Origin of the sequence: Ruegeria sp. HKCCE3926 (assembly GCF_017872515.1) — a bacterium.
Lineage (GTDB): Bacteria > Pseudomonadota > Alphaproteobacteria > Rhodobacterales > Rhodobacteraceae > Ruegeria.
In genome coordinates this window covers 203,753-223,055 of record NZ_JAEDOU010000006.1, presented here as the reverse complement: position 1 = coordinate 223,055, position 19,303 = coordinate 203,753, and the positions used below count along the sequence as shown (strand labels likewise).

Genomic DNA, 19,303 nt, shown 5'->3' with positions numbered 1-19,303 from the left:
CGCTACCAAAACTAAGCTTGACCTGACAGGTGGGAACAAAGTTTGCGACAGAACCCATGCTCGGGTCAACAACTTGGCAATACCCAAGAAACCGTTTCCCAAAAATTATCGTGTCGCAATCCCCATACCTGCTTTACGCGCAAAAACAGACTATTTTGATCGTTACTTTCGTCATGCCATCAAATTTCAATTAAACTTGATAAGTGTCGCTTATCAAATGTGATTGATTTCCCGCCGATTTGCGCGCAGAGTGGCCGCCATGTCACCCGTGTTCTCGCGTCACATATTGCAAATTGCAATCTCGAGCCAGAATCGAGGCTCCTACCGTGACCTGAACGTACGAACCCGGACAAGACGCCGTGATGTTAGGCCCCGACAGCACTCCGCGAAACCGACTGTTCCAGAACCAACGTTAATGGCTGACTCCACATGCCTCGACCTCAAGCCCCTGCCCCGCCGGTTTCAGGTCACAGCTTCAAGGCAAGAAGACATATGGCAGGAATCCACTGCTGAGAACGCCCTGGCATTTGCGACAAGACAACGGCGCCGGATTCGACCGGCGCCTTTTCTCAGACCTTCAAACCAAACCTTACCCGTGGGTAAGATCGTCTTCCTCGGGAAGAGCATCGATGAAAGCAGCTATTGCCGCCTCAAGTTTGCTGCGATCAACACGCGTAAAGTCCAAATCATATCTCAACTCAATTCGACCACTGGATGCCGAGCACTTGGCGATCCCTGCCCGCCCTGATACCTGAAACGTGGTCTTTGCACGTCGTGGTTTATCGGCGCTTTCAACCGGAGCCTTCTTCGCCACGCTTGTTTCCGGCGCGCCCAGAAATGACCTGAGGATAGCAACCTCACGCGCTCCGTCACGGTCCGGCTCGCTCATGACCGCGGCACTCACCTGGCGCACCAAACCGGGCGTTGCATCCAGTTTGCGCTTCAGCTCTACGCCTACGTTGCGCGGAATGTCGTTCGGATGTTTCAGAACCTTGTCCAACATCATCAGCAAACTGGCAAATGACCTAATGTAACTCCGCTTTGTGTAACTGGCGGATTTGAACAGCGTGGACACCGCCTTGTCTACATCCGGGCAATCATTTGCCGGGTCCTCGGCATACGCGCGTGCCAAAGCACCCATTTCCGCAAACGAGATATCCTTGCGGATCAGGTTCTCATCCACCATGCGCCGGTAGCTGCTGTCGAGATCGCCCGCCTCTGAAATTCCCGCTGGAATTCCGGCATAGGACTCATCGCCCGTTTCTTCATATAACGCCCGATAGGCAGACAGGCGCCGCATCCCCTGGATCAGTTCAAATCGTCCATCTGAGCGTCGCTCAAGTCGGATGGGGTTGGACAATCCAATTTCCTGAATTGACGCTTTTAGCTCGTCCAGTTCCGGATCCGGCCCTGGTTTGCGATCCCGCGTCAGCTTTTCAAACAGAATGTCATCCAGTGCTACGCGTTCGGTCACAAGACCTTCGGAACGCAGGCGCACAAGTTCATGCGCAAGACGATCGTTTTCTGCTCGAATGGTTTCTTCCGTCGATTGCTGGTCGCGCAGCGCATCGGCATTTTCCGAAATGGCCGCAGCCATCGGGCCCCGCCGCTTTTCAAGAACCTTGTCCGGAACCTTGCCGACAGGAATGTCATCCATTGCAGGCAGGTCGATATCAAACATTCTGCGCTTGCGGCTCATGCGTCATCCTCCAGCTTGTCCCAGGCAGACAGCATCACTCCCCGGAATTCTTCGTAAACATTGTCGAATGTCGAGCGGGCCCGACGCCAGGTTTCACGGGTCATCTCTCGGTAATCCATCTCGTAAACCGAGCTCAAAAAACGGCCGGATTGTTCGACCGCGCGGGTCATTTCAACAGGGTGCTGGGCGACGTGGTCTCCGAAAACCTTCTGAAACGCGTCGAACATCGCCAGATGCAACGCGTTTCCGGGCTCGTACCGTGTAAGCAGGAACCGCAGCTCGCAGAAGGTTTTAGGAAGACCAATCTTACCCGTGGGTAAGGTTTTGTCGAACCCGTAGGCCAGGTCCTCCAAAGCTTCTGCCAGCTGACCTATAAAGGACGTGGTCGAGTCGTATTCCCAGTATCCCGGTCCGGACGGGATGTACAACATGTCTGCCGCGAACACCGCGTTCATGGACTGATACCCAATGGCCGGCGGGCAATCGAACAGAATCAGGTCATAGGCGTCGTCGGGAATTTGATCCAGATACCGGGACACTGCGGCAAAGAAAGACCATTCAGGGTTCAAGTGGCGATACTGTGCCGAGGCAAATTCGACGAAGGCTGCGTTCGCGCAGGAAGGGATCGCATCGATGGTGGACCAAGACGTCCGTCTGATGAAATCGCTGATCCGCAGATCTCCAAGCCCCATATCGGTGATCGCCGGGGGCAATTCCCGGCGGGGCAGGGCGGTGCCGGACTCGGCCGCGGCAGGCCGGTTGTTCATGCGCTCGGTCTCGCGGATCAGGTCACGCGCCATGATCCCCCAGACAGTGTAATCCTCGGCGACATCGGTCAGGCCCATTGAATGGCTCAGCGTGGCCTGCGGGTCGAAGTCAACGACAAGAACACGGTACCCATCAAGCGCGGCGGCATGCGCAAGATGCAATGCCACCGTTGACTTGCCCGCCCCGCCCTTGAAGTTCGCCACGGCTGCACGAATAGCCCGCTTGCCCTCGGGACGCGGCGGCATGAGGGACTTGCGGTTCACCTTGAGCCGCCGCCGCAACTCATTCACCTCTTCCAGGCTGAACCAGCGCTGCCGCCCCTCGGGCTCAACCTCGCCTCCGGGCAGAGACGGATCAGCGGCCAGCTTTCCGCGAAAGGTTGACTGGTTGACCCGGAAGATCAGCTCGGACACTTCCCAGCTCGAAAACCGGCGGAGTGTCTTCTCCATCTCCGGGCTAAAGGTCTGCTGACGAATCCACCCCTGGAGTTTGAGAGATTGATTGCGCAATGCATTCAGGTCTTCGTGCGTGTACATGCCTCATGTCTCTTTGTTTGGAACGTAAATTTATGTTCGTTTCTTATTTACGCCCGATTTGCGCTTTACGCAAAAGAAAATATGATGAAACTCAAATCTTACCCACGGGTAAGAAAACAAGGCCCTGCAAGGCCATCGCCGATTCGGCAGTGCAGAAGAAGAAGGGTGACGATTCGCAACACGTCCTCAACCGTATTTAGGGGGGCATTCTTCCAGGACCGGCGACATATAGGGGGACATAACAGGCAAATAAGGGGTCATATAGAATGTCCCCCATCACCAATACTTCACCAGATTTCTTTTATTTTTTGATCTCGATTGGCGCAATTTTCTGACCTGTTTCAGACTCTTCTTGACAGAATCGAAGCTTTGGACGCTAATTAGGCCAAGATGACGAAAAGCGTTGGCAAACAGCGCAAGAACGGCGGGACACACCCGTCTGAGGCAGACAAAGCGGTGAGAACGGGTATGCAGCTGGCTAAACCGGTCGGGCGAAACGCGGCGGCCTTAAAATACGATATACTTTCTGCGCTCACCATATATGCGTTGTCAGGCGACAAGCATCGGCAACGCAGCGTACTTCGTATCATCGCATTGATTACGACACGATATAACTGGCGAATCAACGAAGTATCGATTGGGCGCGAAGAAATTTCGCGCCTTTGGTCAGTGAATGAAAGGACTGTAAAGCGCGAAATGGCCAGATTTCGCGCATTAGGTTGGGTAACGGTCAAACGGCCTGCTGCACGGGGTCGGGTCGCGGTCTATGAAATCGACCTCAAACAGATCATGATCGATACACAGGAGGTCTGGCCGATCATAGGTTCCGATTTCCAGGCCCGGATGAGCGAGGATTCTGAGCCCGTTACAAATGTCGTGCCTTTCGCGGCAAAACCCCAGGGGCCAGAAATCGACACCCCCGAAGCCAAGCCCGAGGATGTCTGGTCGCAGGTGCAGTCAATCCTTCACGGGCGCGATCCCGAGTTGTGGGCAAGTTGGTTCCAGCATCTGTCCGAGTCGGAAAGGGCAGGGGGGCGCGTCATTTTGGTTGCCCCCTCGCGGTTCATGGCTGATTACATTGCACAGAAGTGGACGGCACGTTTGCTGGCCGCCTATAGCCGCGTCGATCCCAGTATCAGAACGGTTCATGTAAACGCAGCCGATTGAGGCTGTCAGGTGCGCAGCACGGCCCAGCAAAGGATGCATCATGATCAACCGAAATTTTCAACCATTTCGGGTCGAACAGTTCCTGTCCGAGACGGAACACGGGGTGGTCTTCAATTTCTCGGAAAGCGGCGTTCATCCCATGTCGTTGCAGGGATTGGTAGAACTGGCCGGGATTGATCTCGGCGCTCTGCTGAAGACGATGATCGACTATCCGCAAGTCAATGGAAAGCAATCCCTGCGCGACACCGTCGCAGGCTTGTATCCGGGGGCCTCGGCAGATGGGGTATTGGTCACGGTCGGCGCAACCGAAGCGAACACTCTGGTGGCCAACACCTTGTTGGAGCCCGGCGACAATGTTGTGTGTTTCCGACCGACCTATGAACAGATTTCAGGAAACGCCGCCAATCTAGGCAACGAAGTGCGTTGGGTAGATCTGATCGAATCCGAAGAGTGGGCCATAGACGCAGAGGCGCTTGAGCGGGCGGTCGATGACAGGACCCGCATCATCCATGTGGTGAACCCGAACAATCCAACGGGCCGTATTCTGACCGAAGCGGATCGCGCCCGTATCGTATCGGCTGCCGAGCGCGTTGGCGCCTGGATCGTTTCAGACGAGGTTTATGCCGGAACCGAGCGGGAAGGTGACACAGAAACCCCTTCGTTCTGGGGAAGTACGGACAGGGTTCTTGTGGTGAATTCCATGTCCAAGGCCTATGGGCTTCCGGGGCTGAGGCTGGGATGGCTGGTTGGGCCCGAAGACATCATTCAGCACTGTTGGCGGCGGCACGAATATGCCTCGATCGCGGCATCCATGTTGTCGATGGAGCTGGCGGACAAGGCGCTTGCCGAACCGGCACGGTCCAAGTTGAAGGCCCGCGCGCGCTGTCTGATCCGCACGGGGTTCGACGTTCTGACGGAAGAACTGGCGCGGCATCAGGGGGTGTTTTCCGTTGTACCACCTCAGGCGTCGGCCATGTCGTTCGTGCGGTTCAATCTACCGATCGCATCCGAGGCGTTCAGCATGCGCCTGTTGCGCGAAAAAGATGTGCTGGTCATTCCGGGGTCACGGTTCGGGGTCGAGAACCATTTTCGGTTCAGCTCGGCCCTGCCCGAAGATCATCTGCGCAACGGGTTGGCAAAGTTGAATGATCTTACAGGAGACATCCTGAACGGACGCTGAGAGTTTGCCGCCGAACTGGTGCGAGTGGTTCGGTGACATTTCTTTTGCCTTTTTCATACGTGTCGATAGGCTTCGCAAATGGAAGATTCACCTGTGCTTTCCGCCGAAAAACCGCCGCTGGATCACCTGGTCGGGGCCGCAGTGAAAACGCATCGCGCGCTGGCCGGATTGACTCTGGCCGAACTGTCTCAGCGGTCCGGCGTGTCCACGGCGATGATTTCCAAGATCGAGCGCGGTCAGGTGTCAGCCTCACTGGCGACACTTGAGGCCCTGGCCGGCGGAATCGGCGTTCCGCTGATCAACTTCTTTGCCGGCACGGTCGAACGCACGGATGTGTCATTTGTGGCTGCGGGTGAAGGTGTAACCGTGCAACGGTTGGGCACCGGTTTCGGGCACAGTTATAAGCTGATCGGTCGGGCGGAAGCGAAACATGTCAGTTTCGAGAGTTTCAGCGTTACATTGGAAGGTCCGCTGGACGAACGCCCGCTTTACCAACATCAGGGTGTCGAATTCATCCACGTCACCGCCGGCGAGATGGTCTATGGCTGCGGTGAAGCCGCTTATCACATGCGGCCGGGCGACAGTCTGAGTTTTGATTCAAACGCCACTCATGGGCCGTTGGAGTTGAAAACTGACACGGTCAGCTTTGTCACCGTGGTTGCCAAGGCCGTGTCGGGCGACAACTGAAAAACGCCCGGCGACCGGGCCGGGCGTTTGGGAATCAAGGTGATCCGAGAAGAGTCAGAGACCCCATTTCTTGCGGTTTTCCTCGAAGAACCCTTGCGCCTTTTTGACTTCGATCCAGTTGTTTACATAGTTGATCCACACCTGATCGGCCTGTGGCAGGATCATCGCGATGGGTGACGGCGAACGCGGGCCTGCGTTCTTCACGCGTACCACCGGAAATTTCGCCTCGAGGGTCGAACCTTCGATGTTCGACGTAATGAAGACATCCGCGCGTCCTGCGATTACTTCCTGAAAACCGCGGGCCGGGGCCTCGACCACCTTGATTTCTGCGTTCGGGAACCATTCGCGGACGCGCTTTTCGAACGTTGTGCCCAGGGTGGTCGCGACTTTTACTCCGGGCTGGTTGATCGAGTCATAACCGTCGAATTGGTCGGCCTTGTCCTTGGTCGTATAGGGGAAGAGTTCCACCGAAATATAGCTGTCGGAAAAGCCCGCGACCTTCATGCGCGGTGGCGAAATCGATGCCGATCCGGTCAGGTGATACTTGCCTGCCACCACACCGTTGACCAGTGTTTTCCAGTCGGTGGGGACATATTCGACCTCGACCCCCAGATCGGCGGCCAACTCGTTCATGATGTCGATGTCGTACCCTTTGTAGCTGTTGGTTGCAGGGTCGCGGAGCGACATGGGATTCCAATCGCCCGTGGTGCCCACCTTGAGCACGCCGGAATCCAGCACCTCGTTCAGTGCAGATTGCGCCTGCGCAGCGCCTGACAAGACAAGTCCAAGCGCAGCGGCTGCCGCAGCTTTCCAAAATGTGTTCATCGGTTTCTCCCGTTGGTGGCATTTCTACCTTGTGGCCGTATTCTTCATTGATTTAAGCCCAAAGGGAAAGATAACCTCAAGAAAATATTATACTGGGACTAAAAACAGGGGCAGTTCATCTTATGCCAGACGCCGCAATCGAACTTGTGGGCGTGAACAAGTGGTTCGACACGTTTCACGTTCTCAAGGACATCAATCTGACGGTCAACAGCGGCGAAAAGGTGGTGATTTGCGGGCCTTCCGGGTCAGGAAAATCCACCGTTGTGCGATGTATCAACCAGTTGGAAAAACATCAGAAAGGAACCATCCGCGTAGACGGGATCGAGTTGACGGATGACGAGAAATCCGTGGCCAGGATCCGGTCCGAGGTTGGAATGGTGTTCCAGCAGTTCAACCTGTTCCCGCATCTGACCGTTTTGGAAAACCTGACTTTGGGCCCGATCAAGGCGCGCGGTCTCGGCCGCAAAGAGGCAGAGGAAAAAGCACGTCACTATCTGGACCGGGTGCACATTCCCGATCAGGCCGACAAAAAGCCCATTCAGTTGTCGGGTGGTCAGCAGCAACGCGTCGCCATCGCCCGGTCGCTGTGCATGGAGCCGCGTGTTCTGCTGTTTGACGAGCCGACCTCGGCACTGGACCCCGAGATGATCTCGGAAGTGTTGGACGTGATGGTCGAGTTGGCCAATGAGGGGATGACCATGGTGGTTGTCACGCATGAGATGGGGTTTGCCCGAAAGGTGGCCGACAAGATGATCTTCATGGATGCCGGTGAAATCGTCGAAGAAGGCAACCCCGAACATTTCTTCACCAATCCTCAGTCCGATCGGTGTCGCAAATTCCTGTCCCAGATCCTGCAACACTGAGAGCGGCCGATGAAAAAACTTCTTCTCATATTGCCTCTGCTTCTGCTGGCAGGCTGTTCGTCGTCACAGACCTGGGGCTGGTACGTTATCGATCCGACCACGGCCTCGGGGTGGACCAATGTGAAATTCCTGATCTCGGGGATGGGCGCGACGATCCAGATTTCCCTGATCGCCGCCGTTCTGTCGATCGTCATCGGATTGCTGGTCGCCCTGCCGGGATTGTCCGAAAAACGTGGCTGGCGGGTTGTGAACCGGGTTTACGTGGAGTTCATCCGCGCCATTCCCCTGTTGCCGATGCTGTTCTGGGTGTTTTACGGCTTGCCCATCGTGTTTCAGTCGATGGGTCTGAACATCCCCATCGATCCCTTTTGGGGGGCAATCATAACGCTGGCGATTTCAGACAGCGCCTTTACGGCCGAGATCTATCGCGCAGGTATTCAATCCATTGCGCGTGGACAACGCGAGGCGGCGCAGACCATCGGGCTGAACTATGTGCAGACCATGCGCTATGTGATCCTGCCGCAGGCGATCCGGCGCATTCTGCCACCTTTGGCAAACCAGTTCATCTACATCGTCAAGATGAGCGCCTTTGCCAGCGTCATCGGGATGCAGGAACTGACCCGCCGTGCGAATGAACTGGTGGTGACGGAATACCGCCCGCTGGAAATCTATACCCTGCTGATTTTTGAATACCTGATCCTGGTTTTGATCATCTCAGCCGGGGTGCGCTGGCTGGAGCGTCGCATGGGCGCGGACGAGCGCGGATAAGGAGTGAAGAAATGAACTGGAAAGATTTCATGGCCGAGACCGAGGCCAATATCGGAACCTTCTCGAAAGAAGTGCCGGAAACCGTGCGCGGCTTTGGCATCATGGGCAAGGCGGCCAAGACTGACGGGGCGCTGAGCGAGAAAACCAAAGAGTTCATGGCGCTCGGCATTGCGATCGCGACCCGCTGCGACAGCTGCATCGGATTCCACGTGCGTTCGCTGGTTCGGCTGGGCGCCACCCGCGAAGAAATGTGCGAGGCGTTGGCCATGGCCACCTATATGGGCGGGGGGCCGTCCTATGCCTACAGCGCCAAGGCGCTCAAGGCTTTTGATGAGTTTTCGGAGTAAGAAACATGCGTCCTGATCTGGCCGGAGCAGAGGGGTTTATTCGCAACAGCTGGTACGTCGCCGGACGGTCCGAGGATTTTGGCCGCAGCCTGAGCGCCGTGCGAATGCTGGGCGATGAGATCGTAATCTATCGTGACACAGCGGGCAAAGCGATCGCGTTGGAGGATGCTTGCCCGCATAGAAAGCTGCCGCTGTCTCGGGGCACCATCGAAGGGGATCATGTGGTTTGCGGCTATCACGGTCTGACATTCGGCTGCGGCGGTGAATGTGTCAGCGCCCCGACACAGCTGGACAATCCTCCGCGCCGCGCCGCCGTGCATGCATACCCGGCCGAAGACCGCTGGGGATTTCTTTGGCTCTGGATGGGGGATTCGGACAAAGCCAGCACAGACGATATCATCGACATCCCTAATTTCGACAGCCCGTCTTGGGGCAAGACCCGGACCGGTGCGATGGAGATGGCGTGCCACTACCTTTACATTATCGATAACCTTCTGGATCCAAGCCATGTGGCCTGGGTGCATCTGACCTCGTTTGCCGGGGCGGGAACCGACAACCGCCCGCTGGATCTTGAAGAAACCGAAAGCGGCGTCATTGTTTCGCGCTGGATCGCGGATGAACCCGCGCCGCCCTACTATGCGCCGATACTGCCGTTCGGGCCAAGTTGCGACCGCAAGCAGCATTACGAATGCCGTCTGCCGTCCACTGCGATCAACATGTCCATTTACACTCCGGCCGGAGAAGGAGGGGCGGACCGGCCGATGTCGCCCAATGCCTTTGTCAATATTTCGTACAACTTCATCACACCGGTCGATGCGGAAACATCGCGGTATTTCTGGTTCCAGCACCGCAACATGCACGCGGATGACACAGCCATGTCGCAGCGCATGTTCGAAGGCGCGGTCATGGCTTTCAACGAGGACAAAGAGGTTCTGGAACACGTTCAAACCGGCATGGCGCGGCGCAAGACCGGCTATATCAACCTCGGGCTGGACGCAGGCGCGATGCGGTTTCGCGCACGGGTTGCAAAGCTGATCGCGCAGCAGGCCGGCTGATCATCAGGCCGACAAGCGCCCGTTCGCGCCCTGGCCCACGTGTCGGGCCGGGGCGTCGAACACCGCTTTGATGCAGGGATACCGGTCGAGAATTTCAGCCCCACCGGGCAACAGATCGGCCCGGAGAACACCGGCATCCCAGATCGCAACGCCATCCACCCGGATCGTCGGGTCCAGAACGTTCAGCGAAATCTCACCCGGCGCGTAATGCCCGCATGTGTGAAAGTGCAGCAGACGCGGATTGCCAAAGGCCGACCCGCTCCAACGTTCAAAATTGCTTCGGGCCGGGGTCGTGTAGGCGCAGCCCGGGTGGATGCCTGCGTGCCAGGAATGCATGGTCAGGGGGTCAAGGTCGAACATCTTGCCGACTTTTTCGTAATGCATCTGCGCGCAATGCACATCCATGGGATGGCCCTCAAAGCCGGTCAGGCGGTTGTTTTCGAACCGTATGGTCAGCGGTTCGCGCAGATCACAGCCGTATGGTTCGTAGAATTTCGAACCAGTGCCGACCAGAAACCCGTCCTGAACCAGCACTCCGGAAAACCCCTGCACGGGAACCGGGGCAAAGACCGACATCGGAAAACGCGCCACGCTGACATCCGCGGCACCTGCTGGGGGGAAGGCGGCGCCGGGGCCAGCGAAGTCGGTGCCCAATGGGCAGGTTACGTGGATGTGCCCGGCACTGGCCAGCAGCCGGTTGACCGCGTTTTTCAGTTCAACGAACCCGGTGTAGTTGGCGCGCCCAAAACCCGAGGCCAGCATTCCGGCGTCCAGCGCATATGACATGATGGGTCGAACGTCCCTCATTCCTGCGTCGAAACGAATCTGATCGCCGGTGCGGGACAGAAACAAGGTGCGATCCGCCGCTTCCATCGCCGTTTTCAGATCCGCTGGCAGCGATGAACCCATGGGATCAAATGCAAGGGTTCGAACTGCGGTCTTGATCCGGTTTTCCCGGGCGCAGTCCACGATAGCCTCGGTGATCTCGGCATCGTAATACCCGTTGGCCGCATCTTCGCAGACCACAAGCAACTGGTCGCCCGCCGTCAGGCCACCGCATCTGAACAACAGATTTTCGGCACCCGCCATAAGCTCTGGACTGTGCATTCGCGTCGATCCTCAACAAATCCCTCGCGCTGATATTTTACATCTTTCACGTTTCTGTGATCCAGAAAAATTTCACCTTAAGAAAAAAATTAACTGACATGCCTGTGGGCTTGGTACATAAGCTGAGCCCGAACAGGACAGGAGACACAGCAATGAGCGCTTGGATCGAGATGATCTCGGACGACAAGGCCAACGGCCGCCTGAAAGAGCTGCTGGACAAGGCCCGCACCCCTCATGGCACCGTGGACACGGTTATGCGTGTGCATTCATTGCGGCCCGAAACGATGAACGGGCATGTGACGCTGTACCGTTCGGTCCTGCATTCTGATGACAACCGGTTGCCATTCTGGTTTCTCGAGGTTGTCGCCAGCTATACCTCGATCCTGAACGATTGCACCTATTCACTGACCCATCACTTCATGAACGTGCGCAACCTGCTGAAGGACCAGCCGCGCAGCGACCGGATTTTCGTCGCGCTCAAGGCGCATCGGCCCGAGGATGAATTCGAGGGCAAGGAACTGGCGCTGCTGCGCTATGCCGCCAAGCTGACGACGGATGTTGGCAAAATGGTCAAGTCCGACTTCGAAGCGCTCAAGATTGCAGGCTGTGAGGATGGCGAGATCCTGGAGGTCAATCAGGTCTGCGCCTATTTTAATTATTCAAACCGGTTGCTGAACGGGTTGGGTGCAACGACCGAGAATGATGTGATCGGCTATTACAAAGGTGACGACTGACGGGTTGCGCCGGGTCTGGCCTTCGTGCCGAGGAACATCGTTTCGGGCGGGTCAGCCTGTTGTTTCAGGCTGAGGCGGTTTCACGCCCCACGTGTTTTCTTCGGCTGTTTTGCGGATGATCGCGCCGATCTTCAACAGGTTTTCGCTGAGCGGGTTGGTCTTTCGCCAGATCAGACCAATCGTCCGCGTCGGCGGCGTGTCCTGAAACCGGGCAATGGACACATCCGCGGATCGGGTTTCCAGCCCGACCGCCATTTCCGGTATCAGGGTCACACCGATGCCGGCGCCGACCATCTGAACCAGTGTGGAAAGCGAACTGCCCTCCATGATGTGCTGCGGTTCGATATTGCGGATCGAACAGAAGGACAGGGCCTGATCCCTGAAGCAATGCCCTTCTTCCAGCAACAGCAGGCGCATGGTTCTGAGCTGCGAGGAACTTGGCATTGGCAGGTTGGCATCCTGCGCCGGGCGAACCAGCAGAAAATCTTCGTTGAACAGCGAGAACTCTCGGAGTTTGGGTTCCGAGACGGGCAGGGCAACGACACCGAAATCCAGTTTGGAATCCAGAATTTCGCCGATCAACGTCTTGGTTATCGTTTCCTTGGGTTCGATGGTCAGTTGTGGGAAACGCTGCGACAGAGCTTTGATGATCGAGGGCAGCAGATAGGGCGCGACCGTGGGAATGACCCCGATTCTGATGCGGCCGGACAGGGCGCCCGAGGGAGATTGCACCAATTTCCCCAAATCCTCGACCCGGGTCAGGATTTCGCGGCCATGTTTCAGCACGTCTTCGCCAAGTGCTGTCAGGCGGGTTTGCCGGGCCGCGCGTTCGACCAGCGGCCCACCCATGATTGCCTCCAGCTCTTTGATTTGTATGGAAAGCGCGGGCTGCGATATCGCACTGGCCGCAGCCGCTTTGCCAAAGTGGCCATGCGTGGCGAGCGCCTCGAAATAGCGCAGGTGTTTGAGGGTCAGTGTTTTCATATGAAAAACTAATCGCAACGATAGTAATTACAAATTTCCAATTATCGAAGCTGTGCGGTACGAGTCAAGATATCTGAACCCCTAGGTAAATACTCAGGAGATTTACAATGGACGGTACCCCCCACAATCATCAATCCGGCGGCTGCCCCGTCATGCATGGCGGCAATACTGGAACGGGCAATTCCGTCACCAAGTGGTGGCCGGATGCGCTGAACCTGGACATTCTGAGCCAGCACGACACGCGCACCAACCCGATGGATGCGGATTACAATCACCGAGAAGCGGTCAAGGGGCTGGACTTCAAGGCAGTTCGTGCCGATGTCGAGGCGTTGCTGACCGACAGCCAGGACTGGTGGCCGGCTGACTGGGGTCACTATGGCGGGCTGATGATCCGTCTGGCGTGGCACTCGGCCGGGTCTTACCGTCTGGGGGATGGTCGAGGTGGCGCCGGTTCGGGCAACATCCGGTTCGCGCCGCTGAATTCATGGCCGGACAATGCAAGCCTGGACAAAGCCCGCCGTCTGCTGTGGCCGGTGAAAAAGAAATACGGCAACGCGCTGTCCTGGGCCGATCTGATCGTTCTGTCGGGCACGGTGGCCTATGAATCCATGGGATTGAAGACCTTTGGTTTCGGTTTTGGTCGCGAAGACATCTGGGGCCCCGAGAAAGATGTTTACTGGGGGTCGGAAAACCAGTGGCTGGCCCCGTCCGAGAAACGCTATGGCGATCTGGAAACCCCCGGCACGCTGGAAAACCCTCTGGGTGCGGTGCATATGGGCCTGATCTATGTGAACCCCGAAGGCGTGAACGGCAATCCGGATCCGGCCAAAACCGCGCTGCATATCCGTGAAACCTTTGCGCGTATGGCGATGAATGACGAAGAGACCGCAGCATTGACCTGCGGGGGTCATACCGTCGGCAAAGCCCATGGTGCGATACCCGGTGACAATATCGGCGCCGAGCCCGAAGCCTGCCCCGTGTCCAGCCAGGGTATGGGATGGGAAAACCCTGATCAGAACGGTAAAGCGGCCAACGCCTTTACCTCGGGGATCGAAGGGGCGTGGACGAAAGAGCCGTTGAAATTTGACATGGGCTATTTCGACTACCTGTTCGGTTACGAGTGGGAACTGGGAAAATCACCCGCAGGTGCCCATCAGTGGCAGCCCGTCGACATGCCCGAAGACGAAAAGCCGGTCGACCCGACCGACCCCACTGTTCGTCGCATGCCGATGATGACCGATGCGGATATGGCGATGAAGGTCGACCCGACCTACAACGCGATCTGTCAGAAATTCATGGCGGATCCGGACTATTTTGCCGATACATTTGCACGTGCCTGGTTCAAGTTGACTCACCGCGACATGGGTCCGCGCGTCAACTATTATGGCCCGGACGTGCCGTCAGAAGATCTGATCTGGCAGGATCCGATCCCGGCTGGTTCGACAGATTACGACATAGATGCCGTCAAGGCCAAGATCGCAGACAGCGGTCTGACCATCGCCGAGATGATCACCACCGCCTGGGACAGTGCCCGAACCTTCCGCGGTTCGGACAAGCGTGGCGGCGCAAATGGGGCGCGCATCCGACTGGCGCCGCAAAAGGACTGGGCGGGCAACGAACCCGAACGTCTGGCGAAAGTGCTGGGTGTGCTGGAGCCGATCGCGGCGGAAATCGGCGCCTCGGTTGCCGACGTGATCGTTCTGGCGGGCAATGTCGGGCTTGAGCGGGCGATCAAGGCCGCAGGCTTTGACGTGGCGGTTCCGTTCTCGGCCGGTCGCGGCGACGCGTCGATCGAGCAGACCGATGTGGACAGCTTCTCGGTACTTGAGCCGCTGGCGGACGGGTTCCGCAACTGGCAGCTGAAGGAATACGCGGTCTCGCCAGAGGCGATGATGCTGGATCGCGCGCAACTGCTGGGTCTGACCGCGGCCGAGTTGACCGTTCTGGTCGGTGGTCTGCGTGTGCTGGGTGCCAACCATGGCGGATCGCCGAATGGCGTCTTCACCGACCGGTTGGGCCAACTGACAAACGACTTTTTCGTCAACCTGACGGATATGTCGCTGAGCTGGCATCCGGTTGACGGAGGCACCTTTGAACTGCGCGACCGCGCCTCGGGTGAGGTCAAGTTCACCGCAACCAGCGCAGATCTGGTCTTCGGTTCGAACTCGATCCTGCGCAGCTATGCTGAGGTCTACGCCCAGGACGACAACGCCGAGAAGTTCGTGCGCGACTTTGTGGCGGCATGGACCAAGATCATGAACAACGACCGGTTCGATCTGGTTGCCTGAATCATGTAGTAAATCAGGCGGGGACACCCTCGCCTGATTTTCTTTTCAGGGGGCTGCATCCGCTGATCCCCGCTTTGCCGAGGCTCGCTCACACGGTCATGAAGAGATCTTTGTATCGGTCACGCAGAATGTTCTTTTGAACCTTGCCCATCGTGTTGCGGGGCAGTTCATCCAGAACGATCAGCTTGCGCGGATGCTTGAACCGGGCCAGACCTTCGCGGACCGCGCCCGTTATCGCCTCCGGATCAGGGGTCTGGCCGGGCTCTGCCACGATGACACCAACAACCGTTTCACCGAAATCGGGATGTGGCACGCCGATCACGGCGCTTTCCAGAACACCGGGTTGATCATCGAGAACCATCTCGATCTCTTTTGGGTAAATGTTGTAGCCGCCCGAAATGATCAGATCCTTGTTGCGACCGACGATATGGACGTACCCATCCTCGTCGATGCGGCCCAGATCGCCGGTGATGAAAAAGCCGTTGTCGCGCAGTTCGGCAGCGGTTTTTTCAGGCATCTGCCAATACCCTTTGAAGACGTTGGGCCCGCGCACTTCAATTGTGCCGATCTCGCCCGCAGGCAGGGTATTGCCGTCTGAATCACAGATCTTCAGTTCGACCCCGGGCAGCGCGTGCCCGACCGTTCCGGCGCGCCGCTCGCCGTCATATGGGTTTGACGTGTTCATGTTGGTTTCAGTCATGCCATAGCGTTCAAGGATGCGATGACCCGTTCGTTCTTCGAACTGCACATGGGTTTCCGCCCGCAGCGGTGCCGATCCGGAAACGAAAAGGCGCATATGGGTGGCCAGTTCCCTGGTAAAACGCGGGTCGTCCAACAGGCGCGTATAGAAGGTTGGGACGCCCATCATCGACGTGGCACTGGGCAATTTGTCGATGATCTGGTCCAGATCGAATTTCGGCAGCCAGATCATGCATCCACCTGCGGCCAGCATGATATTGGTCGCGACGAACAGCCCGTGCGTGTGAAAGATCGGCAGGGCATGCAGCAGCACATCCTGCGAGGTGAAGCGCCATTCCTTGACCAGTGTCCGTGCGTTCGACAGCAGATTGTTCTGGGTCAGCATGGCGCCCTTGGACCGGCCTGTGGTTCCCGACGTGTAAAGGAACGCTGCCAGATCCTCGCCATCGCGGGCGACGGTTTCGAAACGTGTCGGCATGGTCGCGGCCAAATCTGTCAGAGACCCGGTGCCATCCGCGTTCAGCGTCTCAACCCGGGCGCCCAGCTGCGCGCCGACAGGGGTGAGTTTTCCTTCTCTTTCGGTGTCGCAGATAATCAGCGAGGCCCCGCTGTTTTCGATGAAATAGGTCAATTCATCGACCGTGTAGGCGGTATTCAGCGGCAGGAACACCAGACCGGCCTGGGCGCAGGCAGCATAAAGCGCCAGCGCCTCGGGGGTTTTTTCAACCTGCGCCGCAACGCGGTCACCGGGATTCAGGCCCAGATGCGTGGCCACATGCGCAATCTGCGCCGCTTTGCCGAGGAAATCCTGGTGAGAGATCGTTGTCCCGTCCAGCAACTGCAAAAAAGGTGTGCCTTTGCCGGCGTGGATGCCGAACAGGCCTTCATACAGAGGGTTAGCCATCAGGTTTACCTTTCTTGAGATATGAAAAGAGAGGTGGATGCAGCGAGGAAATTGATCTCGAACGAGGCGATCATCTCATGGGTCGTGGCGAATTGGTCTTGGAACTGGGCAACACGGGTCATTTCATACAGGCAGTTCACCAAAGTGCCAACGGATGGGGCCGTGATTGCGTTGCCCTGAACAGAATGAACAAAAGCACTGTTACCCAAATGAAACTGTGCAATTGAATCCAGAGGCGTGTGCCTCATTCCCCTGAGGCTCGGCAGTTACACCCGCCGACACCCTGCTGCGCATCGTGCTTTTAGAGTATCGGCGCGTGTCGACTGATTTCCCTATGAGAAGTGTTCTGGCAGCAATGCATCCGGCAGATTCTGATAGCAGACAGGACGCAAGAAACGCCGGATCGACAATGTGCCCACGGATGTGGCTCCGAAATTGGTCGAAGCCGGGTAGGGGCCGCCATGGACCATGCTGTCACATACCTCGACCCCTGTGGGGAAGCCATTGGCCAACACGCGCCCGGCTTTGCGTTCAAGGATCGGCAACAGGGACCGCGCCATGCCCATGTCGGCCTCGTCCATATGCAGGGTGCAGGTCAACTGCCCGTGCAATCCGCGCGCGACGTCGTACATTTCGTCGGGTGTCTCGGCGGTCACGATGATGGCCAGCGGGCCGAACACCTCTTCCGCGAGGGACGTGTTGGCCAGCCAGGTTGCGGCGCTTGTTCGGTAAAGGAAAGGGGTCGCATTGCGCTGATCGCATCTCGAAGCCAGAACCTCGTGAACGCCAGCGGTTTCAGCAACACGGGTCTGACCGTTGCGATAGGCTTTGGCGATGCCGTCGGTCAGCATGGTCTGCGCCGGAACTTCGGTCAATGCGGTCTGTGTGATCTCGGCGAAACGGTCCGTTGCTTCACCTGCCGGCATCACAACGACGCCCGGGTTGGTGCAGAACTGACCAGCGCCCATCGTCAGCGAGCCGGCCCAGCCTTTGGCGATATCTTCACCCCGGTTTGCCAGTGCCGCGTCCAGAATGAACATGGGGTTTACCGATCCAAGCTCACCAAAAAACGGAATCGGTTCGGGGCGCGCGGCGCACAGGTCGAACAGGGCGCGACCGCCCGCAAGCGATCCGGTGAACCCGACCGCCTTGATCAGAGGGTGCTGCACCAAGGCTGAACCCACAGCCGGTCCTCCGTCCTGGATCAAGCTGAAAACGCCGGGATGAATGTTGCAACGGCGGATGGCCGCAAGGATGGCTTCGGCGATGATCTCGCCGGTGCCCGGATGGGCGCCGTGGCCTTTGACGACGACCGGGCAGCCGGCAGCCAGTGCGGCGGCCGTGTCCCCCCCGGCGGTGGAAAATGCCAGCGGGAAATTTGATGCGCCGAACACAGCGACCGGGCCGATCGGGCGCTGGATCATTTTCAGATCGGGCCGGGGCAGGGGTGCACGGTTCGGCAACGCGCTGTCGTGGCGCCGGTCCAGATAATCGCCGCTGAGGATATGCGTTGCGAACAGCCTCAGCTGCCCCGACGTGCGGCCCCGTTCACCTTGCAGCCGAGCCTCGGGCAGGCCGGCTTCCTGAGTGCCAATCTCGGTGATTTCATCGGCGCGCGCTTCGATCTCGTCGGCAATGGCGTTCAGAAAGACGGCGCGTTCTTCCCGAGTGGAATAGCCATAGCTCCAAAACGCCTCTTCCGCGGCCTGCGCAGCGGCGTCGACGTCTGAAATTCGACCTTTCGAAAAGTCATGCGATGGCCCATGTGCGGGTTGTGATGCAAAGAAATCGTCACCGGCAAGCCAGTTGCCGGCGATCAGATGTTTGCCATGCGGAGTAAAGGTCATTTGGGCCTCGTATTTCGGGATGTCCAGACTATGGATAATGTATCCAAAATGACAGGACATGCAAGACCGCCCTAGGGTTCGTCTGTCCCGCGCTTCGAGGCGATCATTTCCAGAAGCTGTTCCTTGGTCCGGCGAATATGCTGCGCCAAGACCTCGCAGGCTTTGTCCACATTGCCTTCCCGGGCTAGCCGCAACAGATCACGATGTTCCTTTTTTGCGGGTTCGCGCTGTTTCATCACGCTCAGGTGCATCCTGACATAGCGATCCGATTGCAGGTTGACGCGGTCCAGCAATTCGTTGGTCAGCTTCCGCTGTGATGCCGCATAAAGCGCCGAGTGATACTGATAGTTCAATATCCCCCACTTGCCGACGTCATTTTCATCATATGACGCTTCCATCTGCTTGAGGATTTCGTCGCAACGCGCAAATTCCCTTGGGCCCATATTCGGGATGGCCCGGCGGAACAGATCGACTTCGATCAGGATGCGAAGATCGAAAATTTCACCGATTTCGTCGAGGGAATGCTTGGTCACCGAGCCGCCGCGATTGTTGGCCCATTGCACCAGACCTTCGGCATTCAGGCGTTTCAGCGCCTCGCGGATCGGCATGCGAGAGACATCATATTCCTCGGCCAGTGCTTCCTGCCGGATCGTTTCACCCTCGGCGAGTTCGCCGCTCAGGATACGTTCACGCAGATCATTTGCGATGACGTCCGGTAGGCTTTGTTTCGTGATCGCGCGTTTTCCTGCCATTTCCAATATCCCGCCACGGTTTTTTGGATACAATTACCCGTAATCACCAACTTTTCCAAGCCGAACTTGGATTTCGACCCATGTTCGAATCCT

18 protein-coding genes are annotated in these 19,303 nt (G+C 57.6%); 10 read left to right on the top strand and 8 right to left on the bottom strand.

The window, feature by feature from the left end; translation table 11 throughout:
* On the top strand, nucleotides 1-223 hold a 223-nt coding region (locus tag I9184_RS15905; protein ID WP_209835119.1), incomplete at its 5' end, for a hypothetical protein.
* A 366-nt stretch (nucleotides 224-589) separates the two neighbouring features.
* Here the strand turns inward: I9184_RS15905 and I9184_RS15900 are convergent.
* Together I9184_RS15900 and I9184_RS15895 are read right to left on the bottom strand one after the other, a co-directional pair.
* Nucleotides 590-1,699, bottom strand: a complete 1,110-nt coding sequence (locus tag I9184_RS15900; protein ID WP_171636590.1) for a ParB N-terminal domain-containing protein — start codon at nucleotides 1,697-1,699, stop codon at nucleotides 590-592.
* Complete coding sequence (locus I9184_RS15895) at nucleotides 1,696-3,003, bottom strand: AAA family ATPase (protein ID WP_171118234.1); 1,308 nt, start codon at nucleotides 3,001-3,003, stop codon at nucleotides 1,696-1,698. Before I9184_RS15895 ends, I9184_RS15900 begins: the two co-directional genes overlap by 4 nt.
* A 696-nt stretch (nucleotides 3,004-3,699) precedes the next feature.
* On the opposite strand from I9184_RS15895, the gene I9184_RS15890 reads away from it, so the two are divergent.
* The 3 genes from I9184_RS15890 (at nucleotide 3,700) to I9184_RS15880 (ending at nucleotide 6,037) form a co-directional block, all read left to right on the top strand.
* Nucleotides 3,700-4,170, top strand: a complete 471-nt coding sequence (locus I9184_RS15890) for a DnaA N-terminal domain-containing protein (RefSeq protein WP_245218160.1) — start codon at nucleotides 3,700-3,702, stop codon at nucleotides 4,168-4,170.
* A gap of 40 nt (nucleotides 4,171-4,210) precedes the next feature.
* Complete coding sequence (locus I9184_RS15885) at nucleotides 4,211-5,350, top strand: aminotransferase class I/II-fold pyridoxal phosphate-dependent enzyme (RefSeq protein WP_171636586.1); 1,140 nt, start codon at nucleotides 4,211-4,213, stop codon at nucleotides 5,348-5,350.
* A 78-nt stretch (nucleotides 5,351-5,428) separates the two neighbouring features.
* Nucleotides 5,429-6,037: an XRE family transcriptional regulator gene (locus tag I9184_RS15880; protein WP_171636584.1), complete on the top strand. Its 609-nt coding sequence runs from the start codon at nucleotides 5,429-5,431 to the stop codon at nucleotides 6,035-6,037.
* Nucleotides 6,038-6,091: 54 nt separating this feature from the next.
* Here the strand turns inward: I9184_RS15880 and I9184_RS15875 are convergent, their stop codons facing one another.
* Complete coding sequence (locus I9184_RS15875) at nucleotides 6,092-6,862, bottom strand: transporter substrate-binding domain-containing protein (RefSeq protein ID WP_171636582.1); 771 nt, start codon at nucleotides 6,860-6,862, stop codon at nucleotides 6,092-6,094.
* A 122-nt stretch (nucleotides 6,863-6,984) separates the two neighbouring features.
* On the opposite strand from I9184_RS15875, the gene I9184_RS15870 reads away from it, so the two are divergent.
* Genes I9184_RS15870 through I9184_RS15855 form a run of 4 tightly spaced genes read left to right on the top strand, consistent with a single transcriptional unit; the run spans nucleotide 6,985 to nucleotide 9,895 of the window.
* A complete protein-coding gene (locus I9184_RS15870) occupies nucleotides 6,985-7,725 on the top strand; it encodes an amino acid ABC transporter ATP-binding protein (RefSeq protein WP_171614720.1) in 741 nt (246 codons plus the stop codon).
* Between the two features lie 9 nt (nucleotides 7,726-7,734).
* Nucleotides 7,735-8,493: an amino acid ABC transporter permease gene (locus I9184_RS15865; RefSeq protein WP_171118222.1), complete on the top strand. Its 759-nt coding sequence runs from the start codon at nucleotides 7,735-7,737 to the stop codon at nucleotides 8,491-8,493.
* A gap of 11 nt (nucleotides 8,494-8,504) precedes the next feature.
* Nucleotides 8,505-8,840 (top strand): carboxymuconolactone decarboxylase family protein, encoded by a 336-nt coding sequence (locus tag I9184_RS15860; RefSeq protein ID WP_171636580.1) that lies wholly within the window; start codon nucleotides 8,505-8,507, stop codon nucleotides 8,838-8,840.
* A gap of 5 nt (nucleotides 8,841-8,845) precedes the next feature.
* Nucleotides 8,846-9,895: an aromatic ring-hydroxylating dioxygenase subunit alpha gene (locus I9184_RS15855; protein ID WP_171636578.1), complete on the top strand. Its 1,050-nt coding sequence runs from the start codon at nucleotides 8,846-8,848 to the stop codon at nucleotides 9,893-9,895.
* A gap of 3 nt (nucleotides 9,896-9,898) precedes the next feature.
* On the opposite strand, the gene I9184_RS15850 is transcribed toward I9184_RS15855, so the two are convergent.
* A complete protein-coding gene (locus tag I9184_RS15850) occupies nucleotides 9,899-11,002 on the bottom strand; it encodes a hypothetical protein (RefSeq protein ID WP_209835117.1) in 1,104 nt (367 codons plus the stop codon).
* A gap of 152 nt (nucleotides 11,003-11,154) precedes the next feature.
* Here I9184_RS15850 and I9184_RS15845 point away from each other — a divergent pair, with 152 nt between their 5' ends.
* Nucleotides 11,155-11,736, top strand: a complete 582-nt coding sequence (locus I9184_RS15845) for a peroxidase-related enzyme (RefSeq protein WP_171636574.1) — start codon at nucleotides 11,155-11,157, stop codon at nucleotides 11,734-11,736.
* A 51-nt stretch (nucleotides 11,737-11,787) separates the two neighbouring features.
* Here I9184_RS15845 and I9184_RS15840 read toward each other — a convergent pair whose 3' ends face one another.
* A complete protein-coding gene (locus I9184_RS15840; protein ID WP_209835116.1) occupies nucleotides 11,788-12,720 on the bottom strand; it encodes a hydrogen peroxide-inducible genes activator in 933 nt (310 codons plus the stop codon).
* Between the two features lie 107 nt (nucleotides 12,721-12,827).
* On the opposite strand from I9184_RS15840, the gene katG reads away from it, so the two are divergent.
* On the top strand, nucleotides 12,828-15,008 hold the full coding sequence (katG, locus tag I9184_RS15835) for a catalase/peroxidase HPI (protein ID WP_209835115.1): 2,181 nt from the start codon (nucleotides 12,828-12,830) through the stop codon (nucleotides 15,006-15,008).
* 88 nt (nucleotides 15,009-15,096) lie between these two features.
* Here katG and I9184_RS15830 read toward each other — a convergent pair whose 3' ends face one another.
* From I9184_RS15830 to I9184_RS15820, 3 genes are all read right to left on the bottom strand, one after another.
* Nucleotides 15,097-16,611: a malonyl-CoA synthase gene (locus tag I9184_RS15830; protein WP_209835114.1), complete on the bottom strand. Its 1,515-nt coding sequence runs from the start codon at nucleotides 16,609-16,611 to the stop codon at nucleotides 15,097-15,099.
* Between the two features lie 332 nt (nucleotides 16,612-16,943).
* Nucleotides 16,944-18,458, bottom strand: a complete 1,515-nt coding sequence (locus I9184_RS15825; protein ID WP_209835133.1) for an aldehyde dehydrogenase (NADP(+)) — start codon at nucleotides 18,456-18,458, stop codon at nucleotides 16,944-16,946.
* Nucleotides 18,459-18,529: 71 nt separating this feature from the next.
* Nucleotides 18,530-19,210, bottom strand: a complete 681-nt coding sequence (locus I9184_RS15820; protein WP_171636564.1) for a GntR family transcriptional regulator — start codon at nucleotides 19,208-19,210, stop codon at nucleotides 18,530-18,532.
* Between the last annotated feature and the right edge of the window lie 93 nt (nucleotides 19,211-19,303).

Coding starts and splice junctions, on each gene's coding strand:
- I9184_RS15875 (WP_171636582.1), bottom strand. CDS start 6,862: ATGAACACATTTTGGAAAGCTGCGGCAGCCGCTGCGCTTGGACTTGTC.
- katG (WP_209835115.1), top strand. CDS start 12,828: ATGGACGGTACCCCCCACAATCATCAATCCGGCGGCTGCCCCGTCATG.
- I9184_RS15885 (WP_171636586.1), top strand. CDS start 4,211: ATGATCAACCGAAATTTTCAACCATTTCGGGTCGAACAGTTCCTGTCC.
- I9184_RS15845 (WP_171636574.1), top strand. CDS start 11,155: ATGAGCGCTTGGATCGAGATGATCTCGGACGACAAGGCCAACGGCCGC.
- I9184_RS15855 (WP_171636578.1), top strand. CDS start 8,846: ATGCGTCCTGATCTGGCCGGAGCAGAGGGGTTTATTCGCAACAGCTGG.
- I9184_RS15865 (WP_171118222.1), top strand. CDS start 7,735: ATGAAAAAACTTCTTCTCATATTGCCTCTGCTTCTGCTGGCAGGCTGT.
- I9184_RS15890 (WP_245218160.1), top strand. CDS start 3,700: ATGGCCAGATTTCGCGCATTAGGTTGGGTAACGGTCAAACGGCCTGCT.
- I9184_RS15840 (WP_209835116.1), bottom strand. CDS start 12,720: ATGAAAACACTGACCCTCAAACACCTGCGCTATTTCGAGGCGCTCGCC.
- I9184_RS15820 (WP_171636564.1), bottom strand. CDS start 19,210: ATGGCAGGAAAACGCGCGATCACGAAACAAAGCCTACCGGACGTCATC.
- I9184_RS15870 (WP_171614720.1), top strand. CDS start 6,985: ATGCCAGACGCCGCAATCGAACTTGTGGGCGTGAACAAGTGGTTCGAC.
- I9184_RS15880 (WP_171636584.1), top strand. CDS start 5,429: ATGGAAGATTCACCTGTGCTTTCCGCCGAAAAACCGCCGCTGGATCAC.
- I9184_RS15895 (WP_171118234.1), bottom strand. CDS start 3,003: ATGTACACGCACGAAGACCTGAATGCATTGCGCAATCAATCTCTCAAA.
- I9184_RS15825 (WP_209835133.1), bottom strand. CDS start 18,458: ATGACCTTTACTCCGCATGGCAAACATCTGATCGCCGGCAACTGGCTT.
- I9184_RS15860 (WP_171636580.1), top strand. CDS start 8,505: ATGAACTGGAAAGATTTCATGGCCGAGACCGAGGCCAATATCGGAACC.
- I9184_RS15850 (WP_209835117.1), bottom strand. CDS start 11,002: ATGCACAGTCCAGAGCTTATGGCGGGTGCCGAAAATCTGTTGTTCAGA.
- I9184_RS15830 (WP_209835114.1), bottom strand. CDS start 16,611: ATGGCTAACCCTCTGTATGAAGGCCTGTTCGGCATCCACGCCGGCAAA.
- I9184_RS15900 (WP_171636590.1), bottom strand. CDS start 1,699: ATGAGCCGCAAGCGCAGAATGTTTGATATCGACCTGCCTGCAATGGAT.